Source organism: Cohnella yongneupensis (assembly GCF_042655785.1).
Taxonomy (GTDB): domain Bacteria; phylum Bacillota; class Bacilli; order Paenibacillales; family Paenibacillaceae; genus Cohnella; species Cohnella yongneupensis.
On the sequence record NZ_JBHSNC010000003.1, the window covers coordinates 14215 to 32954 of the forward strand.

18 protein-coding genes and 1 other annotated feature are annotated in these 18740 nt (G+C 52.8%); all 18 genes read left to right on the top strand.

What is annotated here, in order from left to right; genetic code table 11:
* The first annotated feature begins 388 nt into the window (after positions 1–388).
* Complete coding sequence (cysE, locus tag ACFPQ4_RS00760; RefSeq protein ID WP_378109797.1) at positions 389–1114, top strand: serine O-acetyltransferase; 726 nt, start codon at positions 389–391, stop codon at positions 1112–1114.
* A gap of 27 nt (positions 1115–1141) precedes the next feature.
* Entirely contained in the window at positions 1142–2554 is a 1413-nt protein-coding gene (gene cysS, locus ACFPQ4_RS00765; RefSeq protein ID WP_378109798.1) for a cysteine--tRNA ligase, read from the top strand.
* A complete protein-coding gene (locus tag ACFPQ4_RS00770) occupies positions 2551–3021 on the top strand; it encodes a Mini-ribonuclease 3 (RefSeq protein WP_378109800.1) in 471 nt (156 codons plus the stop codon). Before cysS ends, ACFPQ4_RS00770 begins: the two co-directional genes overlap by 4 nt.
* 220 nt (positions 3022–3241) lie before the next feature.
* The gene (gene rlmB, locus ACFPQ4_RS00775) at positions 3242–3973 is read left to right on the top strand and encodes a 23S rRNA (guanosine(2251)-2'-O)-methyltransferase RlmB (RefSeq protein ID WP_378109868.1); all 732 of its coding nucleotides are present in this window, start codon (positions 3242–3244) and stop codon (positions 3971–3973) included.
* Positions 3960–4514 carry an NYN domain-containing protein gene (locus ACFPQ4_RS00780; RefSeq protein ID WP_378109802.1) on the top strand — a complete coding sequence of 185 codons (555 nt, stop codon included), beginning with the start codon at positions 3960–3962 and terminating at the stop codon, positions 4512–4514. Before rlmB ends, ACFPQ4_RS00780 begins: the two co-directional genes overlap by 14 nt.
* A 130-nt stretch (positions 4515–4644) precedes the next feature.
* Positions 4645–5295, top strand: coding sequence for an RNA polymerase sporulation sigma factor SigH (sigH, locus tag ACFPQ4_RS00785; RefSeq protein ID WP_378109804.1), 651 nt, complete (start codon positions 4645–4647; stop codon positions 5293–5295).
* A 455-nt stretch (positions 5296–5750) separates the two neighbouring features.
* A complete protein-coding gene (rpmG, locus tag ACFPQ4_RS00790; protein WP_378109805.1) occupies positions 5751–5900 on the top strand; it encodes a 50S ribosomal protein L33 in 150 nt (49 codons plus the stop codon).
* A 12-nt stretch (positions 5901–5912) separates the two neighbouring features.
* The gene (gene secE / locus ACFPQ4_RS00795; RefSeq protein ID WP_378109869.1) at positions 5913–6122 is read left to right on the top strand and encodes a preprotein translocase subunit SecE; all 210 of its coding nucleotides are present in this window, start codon (positions 5913–5915) and stop codon (positions 6120–6122) included.
* Between the two features lie 26 nt (positions 6123–6148).
* Positions 6149–6682 carry a transcription termination/antitermination protein NusG gene (nusG, locus tag ACFPQ4_RS00800; RefSeq protein WP_378109807.1) on the top strand — a complete coding sequence of 178 codons (534 nt, stop codon included), beginning with the start codon at positions 6149–6151 and terminating at the stop codon, positions 6680–6682.
* A gap of 88 nt (positions 6683–6770) precedes the next feature.
* Positions 6771–7196 carry a 50S ribosomal protein L11 gene (rplK, locus tag ACFPQ4_RS00805; RefSeq protein WP_378109808.1) on the top strand — a complete coding sequence of 142 codons (426 nt, stop codon included), beginning with the start codon at positions 6771–6773 and terminating at the stop codon, positions 7194–7196.
* A gap of 170 nt (positions 7197–7366) precedes the next feature.
* Positions 7367–8062, top strand: coding sequence for a 50S ribosomal protein L1 (rplA, locus tag ACFPQ4_RS00810; protein ID WP_378109809.1), 696 nt, complete (start codon positions 7367–7369; stop codon positions 8060–8062).
* A 73-nt stretch (positions 8063–8135) separates the two neighbouring features.
* Positions 8136–8322 (top strand) — a sequence feature (ribosomal protein L10 leader region).
* A 54-nt stretch (positions 8323–8376) separates the two neighbouring features.
* Positions 8377–8877 carry a 50S ribosomal protein L10 gene (gene rplJ, locus ACFPQ4_RS00815; protein ID WP_378109810.1) on the top strand — a complete coding sequence of 167 codons (501 nt, stop codon included), beginning with the start codon at positions 8377–8379 and terminating at the stop codon, positions 8875–8877.
* Between the two features lie 59 nt (positions 8878–8936).
* A complete protein-coding gene (gene rplL, locus ACFPQ4_RS00820; RefSeq protein WP_378109811.1) occupies positions 8937–9299 on the top strand; it encodes a 50S ribosomal protein L7/L12 in 363 nt (120 codons plus the stop codon).
* An 89-nt stretch (positions 9300–9388) separates the two neighbouring features.
* Positions 9389–9991: a class I SAM-dependent methyltransferase gene (locus ACFPQ4_RS00825; RefSeq protein WP_378109813.1), complete on the top strand. Its 603-nt coding sequence runs from the start codon at positions 9389–9391 to the stop codon at positions 9989–9991.
* A gap of 291 nt (positions 9992–10282) precedes the next feature.
* Complete coding sequence (gene rpoB, locus ACFPQ4_RS00830; RefSeq protein WP_378109814.1) at positions 10283–13828, top strand: DNA-directed RNA polymerase subunit beta; 3546 nt, start codon at positions 10283–10285, stop codon at positions 13826–13828.
* Positions 13829–14043: 215 nt separating this feature from the next.
* Positions 14044–17664 (top strand): DNA-directed RNA polymerase subunit beta', encoded by a 3621-nt coding sequence (rpoC, locus tag ACFPQ4_RS00835; RefSeq protein ID WP_378109815.1) that lies wholly within the window; start codon positions 14044–14046, stop codon positions 17662–17664.
* 188 nt (positions 17665–17852) lie between these two features.
* Entirely contained in the window at positions 17853–18110 is a 258-nt protein-coding gene (locus ACFPQ4_RS00840; RefSeq protein ID WP_378109816.1) for a ribosomal L7Ae/L30e/S12e/Gadd45 family protein, read from the top strand.
* A gap of 178 nt (positions 18111–18288) precedes the next feature.
* On the top strand, positions 18289–18711 hold the full coding sequence (rpsL, locus tag ACFPQ4_RS00845) for a 30S ribosomal protein S12 (protein ID WP_378109817.1): 423 nt from the start codon (positions 18289–18291) through the stop codon (positions 18709–18711).
* Positions 18712–18740 lie beyond the last annotated feature (29 nt).

The following is an 18740-nucleotide window of genomic DNA, read 5'->3' on the forward strand; positions in this document are numbered from 1 at the left end:
CCATAAGGGCATTGGGATATACTTGTTTTATATCGAACATGTGCGTCGAACAGGAGAAGTACGTTTTGCCCCGCGAATGACCAGAGAAGGCGGCCAAGGCTGGAAGCCGCCCCATTCCGACGAAACCGAAATGCGCCTAGGAGCCGCGCCGCTGATTGGTCAACCAAAGGCATCGCGAAGCTACTCTTTGCGTTGTGCTAGGGAAGACAGGGTAAGCGGCGCCGGATCGTCCCCGTTAACGGACGATGGAGTTCGCCGGCTACGTCGGCGCAAGCAGAGTGGGACCGCGTATCGTACACGTCTCTGCAGCGAAAGCTGCAGAGGCGTTTTTTTATTTTATAATCGCAGTCCTCGATGAATAAGCTCGGTCACAGATGGGGGAATGGACATGGGGTTCTGGAGCAACGTTAAATCCGATATCGACGTCATCCGCGAGAACGATCCGGCAGCGCGTAATCGGTTCGAAATCATTTTTTCATACTCGGGCTTGCACGCCATTTGGTCTCATCGGATCGCGCATTTCTTTTACCGGCATAGGTGGTTTACGGTCGCGCGGTTCATCTCGCAAATCAATCGGTTTTTCACCGGCATCGAAATTCATCCGGGAGCGAAGATCGGGCGCAGGTTGTTCATCGACCATGGCATGGGCGTCGTAATCGGGGAAACGTGCGAAATCGGAGACGACGTCGTCATCTATCAAGGGGTTACGCTCGGGGGTACGGGCAAAGAAAAAGGGAAGCGGCATCCGACGATCGGCAACCGGGTCGTTATTGCTTCAGGCGCGAAGGTATTGGGCTCGTTCACCGTTGGAGACAATGCAAGCATAGGAGCGAACTCGGTCGTCCTGCGTGAAGTACCGCCTAATAGCACGGTCGTCGGCATCCCGGGCCGTATCGTAAAACGCGATGGCAGGCGAGTCGGGGATCGGCTGGATCATACCAGCTTGCCCGATCCGGTCATCGAGACGTTCCGCTTTATGCAGAAGGAAATCAACGATCTTAGACGCGAAGTGGAACGGCTCAAGGGCGAGAGCGGATGTTCCGACGAAGAGCAGAAGAAGGAAGACGAGAAAGCCGCGGAAGCCGTCGGAGCCGTCTATCTATACGATATTTAATCCATTTCTTTAAAGGAGCATGAATACGTGAATCTCAAAATATACAACAGCATGACAAGGACGGAAGAGCCGTTCGTACCGCGCGAAGCGGGCAAAGTCAACATGTACGTGTGCGGTCCGACGGTGTACGACTACATCCATATCGGCAACGCGCGTCCCGTTATTTTCTTCGATGTCGCCCGGCGGTATTTGGAGTCGCAAGGTTTGGCGGTCAATTACATCGTGAACTTCACGGACGTCGACGATAAAATGATTCGCAAAGCGAACGAGCTAGGTTGCACGGTGCCCGAGTTGGCGGAGCGGTTCATCGCGGCGTTCAAGGAAGATCGAGACGGACTCGGCGCCAAACCGGCGACGATTCAACCGCGCGTTACGGAGACGATTCCGGAAATCATCGAATTCATCGACGGCCTCGTGAAGAAGGGTTCGGCTTACGAAAACGGCGGAGACGTCTATTTCCGCACGGGGACGTTCCCCGAATACGGCAAGCTGTCGCATAAAAACTTGGACGAATTGCAATACGGCATTCGGATCGACGTCGACGAGCGCAAAGAAAGCCCTCAGGACTTCGTGTTATGGAAAGCAGCGAAGCCTGGCGAGATCTATTGGCCTAGCCCTTGGGGCGACGGACGTCCGGGTTGGCATATCGAGTGCTCCGCGATGGTGCGCAAATATGCCAGCGAAACGCTCGACATTCACGGAGGCGGACACGACCTTCAATTCCCGCACCACGAATGCGAAATCGCGCAGTCGGAGTCGCTTACGGGAGAGCCTTTGTCCCGTTATTGGATGCACAACGGTTTCGTTAACATCGATAACCAAAAGATGTCGAAGTCGTTAGGTAACGGCATTAACGTTCGCCAATTGCTTAAGCTGGCTAAAAAAGAATCCATCCGCTATCTCATGTTGGCGACGCACTATCGCAGCCCGCTGAACTTCAGCGACGATATCCTTCATCAAGCCGACAGAAGCGTAGAGCGACTCGCGAATTGCCGGGATAACGTCATGCACCGGCTATCCACCGTCGCGAAAGGTTCGCTGTCGCTACCGCAAGACGAAGCACTGCAAGCGCGGCTATCCGATATCCAAGCGGAGTTCAACGCGCGCATGGACGACGACTTCGGCACGCCGGACGCGATCACGGCGTGGTTCGGGCTCGTAGCGGAAGCGAACAATTATTTGCAGCGGGAATCGGTCAGCGAAGCGGATTTGCTGGCGATTCTGCAGCGGATCGAAGAGATGGACGAAGTGCTTGGCTTATTGCCGGCTAAAGAAGAAGAGGGCTTGCTTGACGAGGAAGTCGACGCGCTCATCGCCGAACGCGCGGAAGCGCGGAGCAGCCGCAACTGGAAGCGGGCGGACGAAATACGCGATTTATTGGCGGAGCGGGGCATCGTATTGGAAGATACGCCGCAAGGCATGCGCTGGCGGCGCAAATGACGAAGCTGCCGAACGAAGCCGTACAACCGCCCGTAATCGCTCCCGTTCTGCCGCCGGACACTCCGGTGAACTTATTAAATCCCGTCGTGCTTGCTTATGTCGGCGACGCGGTGTTCGAGATTTATGTAAGGCAGCGCCTCGTTGCCGGACGCGCGCGCAAGCCGCATGAATTGCACCGCGCGGCTACCCGTTACGTATCGGCGGCCGCGCAAGCGAAGTTGTTGACGAGATGGCAGCCGCTGCTGACGGAAGAGGAAGCCGACATCGTTCGGCGCGGCCGCAACACGAAGTCGGGACAGCCTCCGAAGAACGCCGACCCTGCCGATTATCGGTATGCGACGGCGTTGGAGTGTCTCGTCGGCTATTTGTACTACCATGGCGCTCAAGAAAGGCTGGAGCAGTTGATCGGGCTCGCCTTCGAGGATATCGAACGAGTAAGAGAGGAAGATAAACGTGAACAATCGTAACGAAGGCGGCAAACCCGTGGGAAGCCGTCCGTTCGGCAAGGGGCCGGGATCGGACAAGCGCAAGGACGGCTGGAACCGTTCGGGCGGCAACGGTCGCAGAAATGCCGCGCTACCTTCATCCGTAGCACCCGCGGCGCGCGTTAGCGACGTACGCGAAAGCTTAGAGGCGGACGAGTTGACGGATGAGCCGGTAATCCAAGGCGGCGGCAACGAAGAGGAAATGATCGCGGGCAAGCATCCGGTTATGGAAGCGATGAAGGCTGGACGCGCGCTTAATAAGATTTTCTTGTTCAATCAGGCACAGCGGCACCTCGTCCAGCCCATTATGGAAGAAGCCAAAGCTCGCGGAATCGTCGTGCAAATGGTCGACAAACGCAAGCTGGATCAGCTTGCGCCCGAGATGCAGCATCAAGGCGTCGTCGCGCAGGCGGCACCTATCGCTTACGCCGAAGTCGAAGATTTGCTCGCAAAGGCGAAGGAGAAGGGCGAATCGCCGTTCATCGTCCTGCTCGACGAAATCGAGGATCCGCACAATCTCGGCTCTATTTTGCGTACCGCGGATTGCACAGGCGTTCATGGGGTCATCGTTCCTAAGCGCAGAAGCGCGGGTCTGACGGCCGTCGTGGCGAAGACGTCCGCCGGAGCCGTGGAATACGTTCCGGTCGCGCGGGTAGCCAATCTCGTTCAGACGATGGAGAAGCTGAAGGAAGCCGGGCTTTGGATCGCCGGCGCGGACGCGGGAGCGCCTCAAAGCTTCCACCAGACGAAGCTGACCGGACCGCTCGCGATCGTCATCGGAAGCGAAGGCAAAGGACTATCGCGGCTAGTGAGGGAGAGATGCGACTTTATATTGTCGCTTCCGATGTTCGGCCACGTTAATTCTTTAAATGCTTCGGTCGCGGCCGGCGTCATTTTATACGAAGTAGTGCGTCAGCGCCATGCTGCAACGTGAGGATGTCCTGCTCGTCGACGGTTACAACATCATCGGCGCGTGGCCGGAGCTTGCGACGCTGAAGTATGAAAAGCTCGAGAACGCTCGCGATCGCCTGCTTGAATTGATGGCGGACTATCAGGGGTTTTCCGGCGTAACCGTCATCGTCGTATTCGACGCGTATCATGTGTCCGGCGGGACGGGCTCGGATTTTCGTCATCGCAAGCTCAGGGTCGTCTTCACGCGGGAGCGGGAGACGGCCGACGAATGCATCGAGCGGCTGGTCGGGGATTGGATATCCGTCAAGCGCAATGTGTACGTTGCCACGTCCGATCTGACCGAGCAGCACGTCGCGTTCGGAAGGGGCGCTTTGCGGGTTACCGCCCGGGAGCTGAAGCTCGCGGTCGAGCAGAGTCGCAGCGACATCCAGACGACGATCCGGAGGGAACCGGCGACGAAGCGCAATACGCTCGACAGCGTGCTTAATGACGACATTTGGCGAAGGTTGGAGTTAATGAGAAGAGGGCAAGGCGAGAAACCGAAGGGTGATGGCGATAATTAACATTTTTACCACGGTAGAAACGCGAGGAATAGCCGCAAATCCATTGACGCTATAGGGTTTATCAAGTATATTGATAGTAGTCTGGTAGTTTTCTAGGTTCCAGTGCGCCAATTAGACCGGAGGGATGTTCGTGAGCGTCGACTTGGAGAGGCTGGCAACACGTGAATACGACTTCAAGACCGACGAGGACATCGTGGAAGACGTCCGACTAGGCGACAGTGAAGCGCTGGAATTTCTTATTAATAAATACCGCAATTTCGTACGCGCCAAAGCGCGATCGTATTTCTTGATCGGCGCGGAGCGGGAAGATATCGTGCAAGAAGGCATGATCGGCCTCTACAAAGCGATCCGCGACTTCAAGGGCGATAAGCTGGCTTCCTTCAAGGCTTTCGCCGAGCTCTGCATCACGCGACAGATTATTACCGCTATCAAGACCGCGACGCGACAGAAGCATATTCCTTTGAATTCATACGTTTCATTGGACAAGCCGATTTACGATGAAGATTCCGACCGAACGTTGCTCGACGTCATTTGCGGCTCGAGAGTATGCGACCCGGAAGAGATGATCATCAACCAGGAAGAATTTTACGGGCTTGAAGATAAGATGTCGGAAATCCTCAGCGATCTAGAGCGTAAAGTATTGATGCTCTATCTGGATGGACGATCTTATCAGGAAATCGCCGTCGACCTGGATCGCCACGTGAAGTCCATCGATAATGCCCTCCAGCGCGTTAAGCGCAAGTTGGAGCGTTACTTGGAAGTACGCGATATCGTAAGCTAATGTTCATGAACTCATAACGATAACCAAGCAGCGCAATGCAAGCTGCTTTTTTATTTGTCCGTATGCCGGTTGCGCCGAGCCGCTCCTAATCTTTCAAACCGCAGGGTTAAACACAGCGAAAAGTTGGAAGAATGGTGCTATGCTCTGAGGCCAACCGTCAATTTCGACGCGTTTCGCTTGCGCGGCGGGCGATTCCGAATGACGTCTATTAAATTATTGCCAGTATTCTGCTCGACGGTTTTCGTTGACATCGATTTAGCCCTGTGATAAATTGTTTTAGTAACCTTAAGGTGGCGTCTTATGCGCAGGTCTGAATCATCGGCGAAACACCAGGTTTCGTTGTCGTGACGGTACGCCGTTGCCCAGCGAATCCTATTCGGCCTTGGTTCTCCAAGCTGGGTTTTCCGCCGTATGGTTGTCTTTTTATGAAGTAGTAATCCCGGGAGGTGGAAGGGATGCGGGTGATCATCACTCTCGCGTGCACGAGCTGCAAGCAACGGAACTATACGTCGAGCAAGAACAAACGGACGCACTCCGATCGCATCGAGTTGAAGAAGTTCTGCAAATTCTGCAACGAACATACTCCTCATCGCGAGACGCGCTAAGTCCTAGGAGGAATTGACGTGCTGGCCAAAATGAAACAGAGCTTTGGGTCCTTTTTTTCGTTTTTCGGCGACAGTTGGGGCGAACTGAAGAAAGTCCGTTGGCCTAGCCGGAAAGAGCTAATCAGTTATACGGTTGTCGTTATCGTGACCGTGTTGCTGGTAACGGTCTACTTCTGGGGACTGGACATCGGCATTTCATCCCTCGTTGAACTTGTCGTTTGACGCAGGAACCTAAAGGTGGCTTTTCCATGGAGAAAAGATGGTATGTAGTACACACGTACTCCGGTTACGAGAACAAGGTTAAAGCTAACCTGGAGAAACGCGTGGAGTCTATGGGTATGCAAGACAAAATCTTCCGCGTACTTGTTCCGATGGAAGAGGAGATTGTCAACAAGGACGGCAAGAAGAAGACCGTGATGCGCAAAGTGTATCCCGGCTATGTTCTCGTTGAGATGATTCAAACGGACGATTCATGGTATGTGGTTCGCAACACGCCGGGCGTAACCGGATTTGTTGGTTCCACGGGATCGGGATCGAAGCCGACCGCTCTATTGCCTGAAGAAGTGGAGCAAATTTTGCATCACATGGGTATGGAGGAGCCGAAGCCGGTCATCGACTTCGAGCTTAAGGAGAGCGTCCGCGTTAAAGTGGGTCCTTTCGCCGATTTTGTCGGGTCTGTTGAAGAAATTCTACCCGAGAAGAGCAAGCTGAAAGTTCACGTTAACATGTTTGGCAGGGAAACCCCGCTTGAGTTGGATTTCACTCAGGTGGAAAAGATATAAATATCTTCAGCATAGTTGGGGTTTCTTGAAAGAGCGGGAGGGACTTCTGTTCCGTTGAACCGCATTACTGGGCAAGGAGGTGTGCATCATGGCAAAGAAAGTCATCAAATTGGTGAAGCTGCAAGTTAACGCGGGTAAAGCTAACCCTGCGCCGCCGATCGGTCCTGCACTTGGTCAAGCTGGCGTAAACATCATGGCATTCTGTAAGGAGTTCAATGCTCGTACTGCTGATCAAGCTGGTCTGATCATTCCAGTCGTAATCACGGTATACGAGGATCGTTCTTTCACGTTCGAGACGAAGACGCCACCAGCTGCTGTATTGCTGCGCGTCGCTGCAGGTATCTCTAAAGGATCCGGCGAGCCGAACAAGAAAAAAGTTGCTACGGTTAAACGCGATAAAGTGCGTGAAATCGCCGAGCAAAAAATGCAAGATCTTAACGCGGCTTCCGTCGAAGCGGCTATGCGTATGGTCGAAGGTACTGCCCGTTCCATGGGCGTTACGATCGTAGACTAATTACCGTATCGGGTTCGCCCGTTCGGTTAGACGGATGCAGGTTGACGATCGGACTTTTGGCCTTCGGTTAAAGGTGCGATTGCCAGAATGGTCCGTCGGTTTTTGCGAATCCGATTCGCGAAGACTGTGGGAGGAGACTTCCGTTAAAACCACACAAGGAGGAGTTCAACATGGCTAAACACGGCAAGAAATACGTAGAATCCGCTAAGCTGTTCGACCGTGACGCGACGTATACGTCCGCACAAGCGATCGATCTAGTTAAAAAAGCGGCATCGGCTAAGTTCGACGAAACCGTCGAAGCAGCTGTCCGTCTCGGCGTTGACCCGAGAAAGCAAGACCAAAACGTGCGCGGCGTCGTCGTCCTGCCTCACGGCACGGGTAAAACGCAACGCGTCCTCGTATTCGCGAAAGGCGAGAAGCTCAAAGAAGCTGAAGCTGCCGGCGCGGATTATGTAGGCGATGCTGAGCTTATTCAAAAGATCCAACAAGGTTGGTTCGAGTTCGACGTTTGCGTAGCGACGCCGGATATGATGAGCGAAGTAGGTAAATTGGGCCGTATTCTCGGGGGTAAAGGTTTGATGCCTAACCCTAAAGCAGGCACGGTAACGAATGATGTTGCCAAAGCTATCGCTGAGATTAAAGCCGGTAAAATCGAATACCGTCTGGACAAAGCCGGACAAATTCACGCTCCTATCGGCAAAGTTTCCTTTGATGCTGAGAAGCTCAACGAGAACCTTAAAGCTCTTATGGATGCGTTGAACCGTGCGAAACCTGCTTCCTCGAAAGGCGTATACCTGAAAAACATCTCGATCTCTTCGACGATGGGCCCAGGCGCACGCATTGAAGCGGCTGCATTTCGTTTATAGAACGGCTTAGGCCGTTTTTACGGTAAAAACTAACTTTGACATCGCATTACCCATCGTGGTAAGCTGATGAAGCTAAAAACGAATATGGATACCGTAGACCGTAGGTGCTGCATGTAATCTTCGCGATAATGTGCGCTTAATTTCCTACCGAGGTGTGTGGATATAATTTTCCGTTGCTCAGGATGCTTACATCTTGTTGCCTGGTGAAAAATCATGTCATGCCTCCGCTAAGTCCGCGGGGGCATTATTTATGCCCTCGAGGACGGGGACGAGAATAAAGATGCGGTATATCGAGACTTTAGGAGGTGTACACAATGGCAAATGCGAAAATCATCGAAGCGAAACAACAAGAAGTTGACGTGATCGCATCGAAACTGCGCGAAAGCACAACGACGGTCGTTGCTGACTATCGCGGTCTGAACGTAGCGCAAGTAACGTTGCTCCGCAAACAACTTCGCGAAGCTGGTGTTGATTTCCAAGTTCTGAAAAACTCCCTCGTTAGCCGCGCTGCGGCAAACGTAGAGTTGACTGAACTGGACGCAATCCTGGCCGGCCCTACGGCTGTTGCTTTCAGCAAAGACATCATTGCTCCAGCGAAAATCATTAGCGATTTCGCGAAGAAGAACGATGCGTTGAAAGTAAAAGGCGGAATCGTCGAAGGACGTTTCGTAGACGCTGCTCAGATCAAAGCTCTGGCCGACCTGCCTTCCCGCGAAGGTTTGCTGTCCATGTTGCTTAGCGTCCTGCAAGCGCCTATGCGCAACGTGGCACTCGCTGTCAAAGCAGTCGCAGAGAAGAACGAAGCAAGCGCGTAATACCGGTTTAAACAAACTTAAGCAGATCATATGATCTCAAAATAATGGAGGGTAATCCCATGAGCAAAGAGCAAATCTTGGAAGCCATCAAGGCAATGACCGTTCTTGAATTGAACGATCTCGTTAAAGCAATCGAAGAAGAATTCGGCGTAACTGCTGCAGCTCCAGTTGCAGTTGGCGGCGCAGTAGCAGTAGCAGAAGTTGAAGAGCAAACTGAGTTCGACGTTATCCTTCTTGATGCTGGCGCATCGAAAATCAACGTTATCAAAGTTGTTCGTGAAATCACGGGTCTTGGCTTGAAAGAAGCTAAAGACGTTGTTGACAACGCTCCTAAAGCAATCAAAGAAAAAGTTGCTCAAGAAGAAGCTAACGCAGTTAAAGCTAAGCTTGAAGAAGCTGGCGCTAAAGTCGAAGTTAAGTAAGAAGCGAATCCACAAACCCCTTGGAGATTTTCTTCGAGGGGTTTGTTCTCGTCTATATTGGCGTAAGATGACTAAGGGTGAGAAGCGATATGAACGATCATTACTATTCGAACAAGCCGAAGTCGGCCAGCAACCGACAGTCTTTCGCGGCTTCGCTTCGAGGCTTTACCTTTCGGCTGACATCGGACGCGGGCGTGTTTTCGCGGGACGGGGTGGACTTCGGAAGCCGAGTGCTAATCGACTTGATGGAGATCAAGCCGGATGATCATGTGCTCGACGTTGGTTGCGGTTATGGACCGATGGGGCTAACGGCTGCTCGCCTTGCGCCGCAAGGACATGTAACGATGATCGATATTAACGAGAGGGCAGTCGAGCTGGCCAAACATAACGCAGCCGAGAATCGCATTGAGAATGCGTCATTCTTGCCGAGCGATCTGTTCGACGCGGTAAAGGATCGGACCTTCGACGTCATTTTGTCGAATCCGCCGATTCGGGCAGGCAAAGCCGTCGTACATAAGCTGCTGACCGATGCGTATGATCATCTTCGCCCAGGCGGATCGCTATGGATCGTCATTCAGAATAAGCAGGGCGCGCCGACTGCGCGGGCTAAGCTTGAAGAAGTTTTCGGTGACGATAACGTTGTCGAGATCGGTAAAGACAAAGGCTTCCGCGTTTACCGCAGTACTCGATAAGAAAAACAAACCATTTGCGCGGTCCCTCTGGACAGCGTCAATTGTTTATGCTTGACTTGACATTTCCGCTGTGGTATTATTAAAAAATGTCAGTATTAGGATGGGCTAATTGTCTTTCAAGCATAGCGTATTCGAACTCCGATCCTTTCCCGGGAATAAATTCTTGCTAAATGGCGTATAATGGGTTTGTTTTGGGGCAAGGACAGGATGGGTTGCCATTGTGCCGCCAACCGGCGCATAAGGGCTTTTCTTTATTTTTGTGTTGAAGCAGACTTAAGGGGTGAGGTTAAGTTGGCAGGACATCTTGTTCAGTATGGTCGCCGCGCGCGGCGCAGCTACGCCCGCATTAATGAAGTGTTGGACGTCCCTAACCTGATCGAAATCCAGCAGCAATCGTACCAGAAGTTTTTGGACGAAGGGCTGCGCGAGATTTTTCAGGATATTTCGCCAATCACGGACTTTACGGGTAATCTCGTGCTGGAATTCATCGATTACAGCTTAGGGGAACCGAAATATTCAGTCGATGAATCGAAGGAACGCGATGTTACTTATGCGGCTCCGCTACGCGTTAAAGTACGGCTGCTTAACAAAGAGACCGGAGAGGTCAAGGAACAGGAAGTGTTCATGGGCGATTTCCCGCTTATGACGGAGACCGGCACGTTCATTATCAATGGTGCGGAACGGGTCATCGTCAGCCAGCTGGTACGCTCCCCGAGCGTCTACTACAGCACGAAGGTAGACAAGAACGGTAAGAAGACGTATACCGCAACCGTAATCCCGAACCGCGGAGCATGGCTCGAGCTCGAGACGGATGCGAAAGACATCATCTACGTTCGTATCGACCGTACGCGGAAAATTCCGGTGACGGTGCTTCTGCGTTCCCTCGGCTTCGGCACGGACGCGGAAATTCTAGACCTGCTCGGCCAAGACGAATACATTCGCAATACGTTGGAAAAGGACAACACGGACTCTACCGAGAAAGCGCTCATCGAAATCTACGAGCGTCTTCGTCCGGGCGAGCCGCCGACGCTCGAGAACGCGCGCAGCTTGCTGATCGCACGCTTCTTCGATCCGAAGCGCTATGACCTTGCCAACGTAGGTCGCTATAAAATCAATAAGAAGCTTCATATTAAGAACCGGTTGTTCAACCAACGGCTAGCGGAGACGCTCGTGGATCCTTCCACAGGCGAGATTATCGCCGAAGCTGGGCAAATGATCGACCGTCGTCTGCTCGACCAAATTCTTCCTATGCTGGAGAAGAACGTCGGCTTCAAGACTCACCGCGTAACCGGTGGCGTTATGGAAACGGAAGATATTCCGTTGCAAAGCGTAAGCGTGTATTCTCCGATCGAGGACGGTAAGGTCGTTAAGGTTATCTCCAACGGCATCATCGACAAATCAGTGAAGAACATTACGCCGGCGGACATTATCTCATCGATCAACTACTTCATGAACTTGCTGCAAAGCATCGGAAGCACGGACGATATCGACCACTTGGGTAACCGTCGTCTGCGTTCCGTCGGCGAATTGCTGCAAAACCAATTCCGCATCGGCTTGTCCCGTATGGAGAGAGTCGTTCGCGAGCGTATGTCCATTCAGGATCAAAACGCGATCACGCCGCAAGCGCTGATCAACATTCGTCCGGTCATCGCGGCGATCAAGGAATTTTTCGGTTCCTCGCAACTCTCGCAGTTCATGGACCAAACGAACCCGCTCGCAGAGCTGACGCATAAGCGTCGTCTGTCCGCGCTCGGACCAGGCGGTCTGACGCGTGAACGCGCCGGCTTCGAAGTCCGCGACGTTCACCACTCGCACTATGGACGGATGTGCCCGATCGAGACGCCGGAAGGTCCGAACATCGGTCTGATCAACTCGCTGTCGACGTTCGCTCGCATTAACGAATACGGCTTCATCGAAGCGCCGTACCGTAAAGTCGATCCGAACAACAACTGCGTAACCGACGAGATCGTGTACATGACCGCGGACGAGGAAGATAACTATATCATCGCGCAAGCGAACGCGAAGCTGAACCCTAACGGTTCATTCGTGGAAGAGAACGTTATCGTCCGCTACAATAAACAAACCGATAACATCTTGACGATGCCGAGCGACCGCGTTGACTACATGGACGTATCGCCGAAGCAAGTCGTATCCGTCGCAACGGCGATGATTCCGTTCCTAGAGAACGATGACTCCAACCGCGCGTTGATGGGATCCAACATGCAACGTCAAGCCGTACCTCTGCTTGTTCCCGAAGCGCCTTTCGTCGGCACAGGGATGGAGTACAAGTCCGCTAAGGACTCCGGGGTATGTATTGTGTCCAAATATGACGGAATCGTTGAACGGGTTTCCGCTAACGAAATCCAGCTTCGCCGCGTCGAGGTTATCGACGGCAAAGAAGTCAAAGGCGATATCGTCAAGTACAAGCTTCAGAAATTCATGCGTTCCAACCAAGGAACATGCATTAACCAACGTCCGCTCGTTAAGCGCGGCGAAGTTATCAAAAAAGGCGACATCATGGCCGACGGTCCTTCGACGGAAACCGGCGAATTGGCGCTTGGACGTAACGTCGTCGTTGCCTTCATGACTTGGGAAGGTTACAACTACGAGGATGCGATTCTGCTATCTGAGAAGCTTGTACGCGAAGACGTCTATACTTCGATTCATATCGAAGAATACGAGTCCGAAGCGCGCGACACGAAGCTCGGGCCTGAAGAAATTACTCGCGACATTCCTAACGTCGGCGAAGACGCGCTTCGCAATCTCGACGAGCGCGGCATTATCCGCGTCGGCGCGGAGATCAGCGCTGGAGACATTCTCGTCGGTAAAGTTACGCCTAAAGGCGTAACCGAGCTGACGGCTGAAGAACGCCTCTTGCACGCGATCTTCGGAGAGAAAGCTCGCGAAGTTCGCGATACGTCGCTCCGCGTACCTCACGGTACGGACGGTATCGTCGTAGACGTGAAAGTGTTCACGCGCGAGAACGGCGACGAGTTGCCGCCTGGCGTTAACCAATTGGTTCGTGCTTACATCGCCCAGAAGCGTAAAATCTCCGAAGGCGACAAAATGGCCGGACGGCATGGTAACAAAGGGGTTATCGCTCGTATTCTGCCTGAAGAAGACATGCCGTTCCTGCCGGACGGTACGCCTGTACAAGTCGTACTGAACCCGCTGGGGGTACCTTCGCGGATGAACATCGGTCAAGTACTTGAAGTTCACTTGGGCATGGCTTGCCGGATACTCGGCATTCATGCCGCAACGCCGGTCTTCGACGGCGCACGTGAGCACGACGTGTTCGATACGATGGAAGAAGCCGGCATGCAACGTAACGGTAAATGGCGTCTGCGCGACGGACGTTCGGGCGAAGAGTTCGAACGCGAAGTTACGGTCGGCGTTATGTATATGATCAAGCTCGCGCACATGGTCGACGACAAAATCCATGCCCGTTCCACGGGTCCATACTCTCTCGTTACGCAACAGCCGTTGGGCGGTAAAGCTCAGTTCGGCGGTCAGCGCTTCGGGGAGATGGAAGTATGGGCACTCGAAGCCTATGGCGCGGCTTACACGCTTCAAGAGATTCTTACCGTCAAATCCGATGACGTTGTCGGCCGGGTGAAGACGTACGAATCGATCGTCAAAGGCGAGAACGTGCCAGAGCCAGGCGTTCCTGAATCGTTCAAAGTTCTGATCAAGGAACTTCAGAGCTTGGGTATGGACGTTAAGATCTTGTCCGGCGACGAGCAAGAGATTGAAATGAAAGAAATGGACGACGAAGAAGATGCCGCTGGCGATAAGCTGAACCTCAATCTTGAAGGCTCGGAAGTCGGTGTGGAATAGTGCTGCTTGATCTGCGTGCCGACGGTATCGCAGATTAGCAATCACGATTAGCGTAAGGCGCGTTCCTTAGGTGGTGCGCTCCTGCGTTCACGGAAGACTTTTGCACCTGCATGCGCTAGCTTGCAGGTGCGAAGGTTGCTCGTGGCGTGACGCCGGGCCTTCGGGGCCGTCGTTAAGATCTGAAATCTTAGCAACGATGAAGGAGGGCTTGCTCCTTGTTAGACGTCAACAACTTTGAGTTCATGAAGATCGGTCTCGCTTCACCAGATAAGATCCGGTCTTGGTCGAGAGGCGAAGTCAAAAAGCCGGAAACGATCAACTACCGTACGCTTAAGCCAGAGAAAGAAGGCTTGTTCTGCGAGAAGATTTTCGGTCCGACGAAGGACTGGGAATGTCATTGCGGTAAATATAAACGCGTTCGTTATAAAGGCGTCGTCTGCGATCGTTGCGGCGTCGAAGTTACGCGCGCCAAAGTTCGCCGCGAACGGATGGGCCATATCGAATTGGCTGCTCCTGTTTCGCACATTTGGTACTTCAAAGGAATTCCGAGCCGTATGGGCCTTGCGCTCGATATGTCTCCGCGTTCGCTCGAAGAGATTATCTACTTCGCTTCGTATGTCGTAACGGATCCGGGCGATACGCCTCTCGAGAAGAAACAACTGCTTTCCGAGAAGGAATACCGCAGCTACCGCGAGAAGTATGGTTATGCTTTCTCCGCGGGCATGGGTGCCGAAGCGGTTAAGAAGTTACTTCAAGATATCGATCTGGATCGCGATCTTGAAATGCTGAAGGAAGAGCTTCGCACGGCACAAGGCCAACGCCGTAACCGCGCGATCAAGCGTCTGGAAGTCGTTGAATCTTTCCGTAACTCCGGTAACTTGCCGGATTGGATGATTCTAGACGTACTTCCGGTCATTCCTCCGGAACTTCGCCCGATGGTTCAATTGGACGGCGGTCGCTTCGCGACTTCCGACTTGAACGACCTGTACCGTCGCGTTATCAACCGTAACAACCGCCTCAAGCGTCTACTCGACCTTGGCGCGCCGGATATTATCGTACAGAACGAGAAGCGCATGCTGCAAGAAGCGGTAGACGCCTTGATCGATAACGGTCGTCGCGGCCGTCCGGTAACGGGACCAGGTAACCGTCCGTTGAAATCCCTCAGCCATATGCTGAAAGGTAAACAAGGTCGCTTCCGTCAGAACTTGCTCGGTAAGCGCGTTGACTACTCCGGTCGTTCCGTTATCGTCGTTGGACCAAGCCTTAAGATGTATCAATGCGGTTTGCCGAAGGAAATGGCGCTCGAGCTGTTCAAGCCTTTCGTTATGAAGGAGCTTGTACTGAAGGGGCTTGCCCACAACATCAAGAGCGCGAAACGCAAAGTCGAACGCGTTAGCCCGGAAGTGTGGGACGTTCTCGAGGAAGTTATCAAAGAACATCCGGTATTGCTTAACCGCGCGCCGACGCTTCACAGACTCGGTATCCAAGCATTCGAGCCGATCTTGGTCGAAGGCCGTGCCATTAAGCTTCACCCGCTCGTATGTACGGCTTACAACGCCGACTTCGACGGTGACCAAATGGCTGTTCACGTACCATTGTCTGCTGAAGCGCAAGCGGAAGCTCGTCTTCTCATGCTTGCTTCCGGCAACATCTTGAACCCGAAAGACGGCAAGCCGGTCGTAACTCCATCCCAGGATATGGTTCTCGGCTGTTACTATCTCACGATGGATAACAAAGAAGCCACGGGATCTGGTATGAGAGTCGCGAACGTAAATGAAGCAGTATCGGCTTACTATCGTAATGCAGGTATTGGTCTTCATGCGCGTGTCGTCATTCCGGTAAGAGAGTTGAAGAAGAAGTCTTTCACGCCGCAGCAGCAAGAAGCTTTGATCGTCACGACGATCGGTAAGATTATCTTTAACGAAATTTTCCCGGATACGTTCCCGTACATCAACGAGGCAACGAAAGCAAACCTCGTGAAGGGCACGCCGGAGAAATATTTCATTTACGATAAGGGCGCTAACATCGATAAGATCATCGATGAAATGCCGATTGCCGGAGCTATAGGCAAAGAGTATTTGGGTCAAATTATCGGCGAGTGCTTCCGTATTTACCATACGACGAAGACCTCGATGATTCTTGATAACATTAAGCAACTCGGTTTCACGTACTCGACTCGCGCAGGTATCACGGTAGCCGTCGCTGACGTTATCGTACCGCAAGAGAAGACGCTTATCCTTCAGCAGTCCGAAGAGCGCGTTAAAGTCGTTACGACTCAATACCGCCGCGGTCTGATCACGGATGAGGAACGTCGTGACCGCGTTATCGAGATTTGGAGCAAGTCCAAGGATGAAATCACGGAAATCTTGATGAAGTCCATGGACCGTTACAACTCGATCATGCTCATGGTTGATTCCAAAGCGCGTGGTAACAAATCTCAGATTACTCAGCTCGGCGGTATGCGCGGTCTGATGGCGAACCCATCCGGTCGCATCATCGAGTTGCCGATCAAATCGAACTTCCGTGAAGGCCTGACGGTATTGGAGTACTTCATCTCCACTCACGGAGCACGGAAAGGTCTTGCCGATACCGCACTACGTACAGCTGACTCGGGTTACTTGACTCGTCGTCTAGTAGACGTAGCCCAAGACGTTATCGTTCGCGAGGACGATTGCGGAACGGACAAAGGCATTACCGTATCCCGGATCGAGGACGGCAAAGAGGTTATCGAGGATCTGTTCGACCGTATCGAAGGCCGTTATGCTTTCGAGACGATCCGCAATCCGGAAACGAAAGAAATCATCGTCCATCGCAACGAGCTCATCGATACGCCTAAGGCCGAAGAGATCGTTCGCGTAGATATTAAGAAAGTGCCTATCCGTTCCGTTCTTAGCTGCCGTGCCCGTCATGGCGTTTGTAAGCTTTGCTACGGTCGTAACCTGGCTACCGGTAAAAAGGTTGAAATCGGTGAAGCGGTCGGTATTATTGCCGCTCAATCGATCGGCGAACCGGGAACGCAGCTCACGATGCGTACGTTCCATACCGGGGGCGTTGCAGGGGATGATATTACGCAAGGTTTGCCGCGGATTCAGGAGCTCTTCGAAGCTCGGAACCCGAAAGGTCAAGCGATCATCTCCGAAATGGACGGCGTAGTCAAAGAAATTCGCGAGACGAAAGACCGTCGCGAGATCGAAATTCAAGGTGCGGCAGAATCCAAGGTATACCCTGTCAGCTACGGCTCGCGTATCCGCGTAGCTCAAGGCCAACAAGTGGAAGCCGGCGACGAGCTCACCGACGGTTCGATCGATCCGAAGGAAATGCTGCGTATCAAAGGCATCCGTGGCGTTCAAAACTATATCCTGCAAGAAGTTCAACGCGTTTACCGTAACCAAGGCGTAGAAATCAACGATAAACACGTCGAGGTTATGATCAAGCAGATGCTCCGCAAAATCCGCATCGTTGATCCGGGAGACACGATCCTTCTTCCAGGCGCATTCGTGGACATTCACGAGTACGAAGCAGCGAACCGCGACGCGATCCTTGCCGACAAAGAACCGGCGGTAGCCCGCCCTGTATTGCTCGGTATTACGAAAGCATCGCTAGAGACGGACTCGTTCCTCTCCGCGGCTTCGTTCCAAGAGACGACACGCGTTCTTACCGACGCTGCCATCAAAGGCAAAGTCGACCGCTTGCTCGGTCTTAAGGAGAACGTCATTATCGGTAAGCTCATCCCTGCAGGTACGGGGATGGCGCGCTATCGCAACATTCGCCTGGTATCGCCTTTCGACGAACCGACGGACGAAGCGGCAGAGCTCGAGCCGGTTGGCGTAGAATAAGCTCATTCATTTCGTGTGAATTCAGTAAGAGAGCGGATACCCTTGCGGTATCCGCTTTTTTGTTAAACGTAGTGAAAATGCCGGTTAATCCCGCCTTAACTTTTCTTGACACGGCCAAGGCGAAGTGATAATATGTTCTAGTGTGTGCCGGACGTGTGCCATTCTGGTCTCCTGGAGGTCGTAGTCGGATGACAACGGTTAATAAGAGATTACAGAGCGGGCAAGCACGAATCGGCATGAAGCAGACGTTGAAATCGGTGGAGCTAGGCGAAGCCATTCAAGTCTATGTAGCGCAAGATGCAGATCCCCGAATGTTAAAGAGAATCGAACAGCTGTGTATGCAGCACAACGTCCCTATGACGGTGGTCGATTCGATGAACAGCTTGGGTAAATCATGCGGCATTGGAGTCGGCGCAGCGATGGCTGCGATCGTTGAGGATAAGTAAGTCGGGTTTGATACGGATATCGTCTTGATAGGTGTAAATCTTGAAGGAAGAAGTCCGGTCGAGCCCTTTCTCGTCTCTCAAAATGAACCGCCTGGATCTGTGGACTTCACAAGCGGCGCATCGGTCGTGTCGTCTTCATTAGTTTATTATGCATCTATCATCGGAAGGGGGTGGCAACATGCCAACAATTAACCAGCTAGTACGTAAAGGTCGTCAACCGAAAGTGGTCAAATCGAAATCCCCTGCACTGCAAAGAGGCTTCAACGCCCTGAAGCGTGAGGAAACGGATTTGAGCGCGCCTCAAAAACGCGGGGTTTGCACCCGTGTAGGCACGATGACGCCTAAAAAACCGAACTCTGCACTTCGTAAATACGCTCGTGTACGTCTAACGAACCGTGTCGAGGTGACAGCGTACATCCCAGGTATCGGACACAACTTGCAAGAGCATAGCGTTGTTCTGATTCGTGGCGGTCGTGTAAAAGACCTTCCAGGGGTTCGTTATCACATCGTTCGCGGCGCATTGGATACTGCAGGCGTAAACAACCGCAAGCAGGCTCGTTCCAAATACGGCACGAAGAGACCAAAAGTTAAGAAATCCTAATAGGCCGTTAGGCGATTTGATCGCCTAAC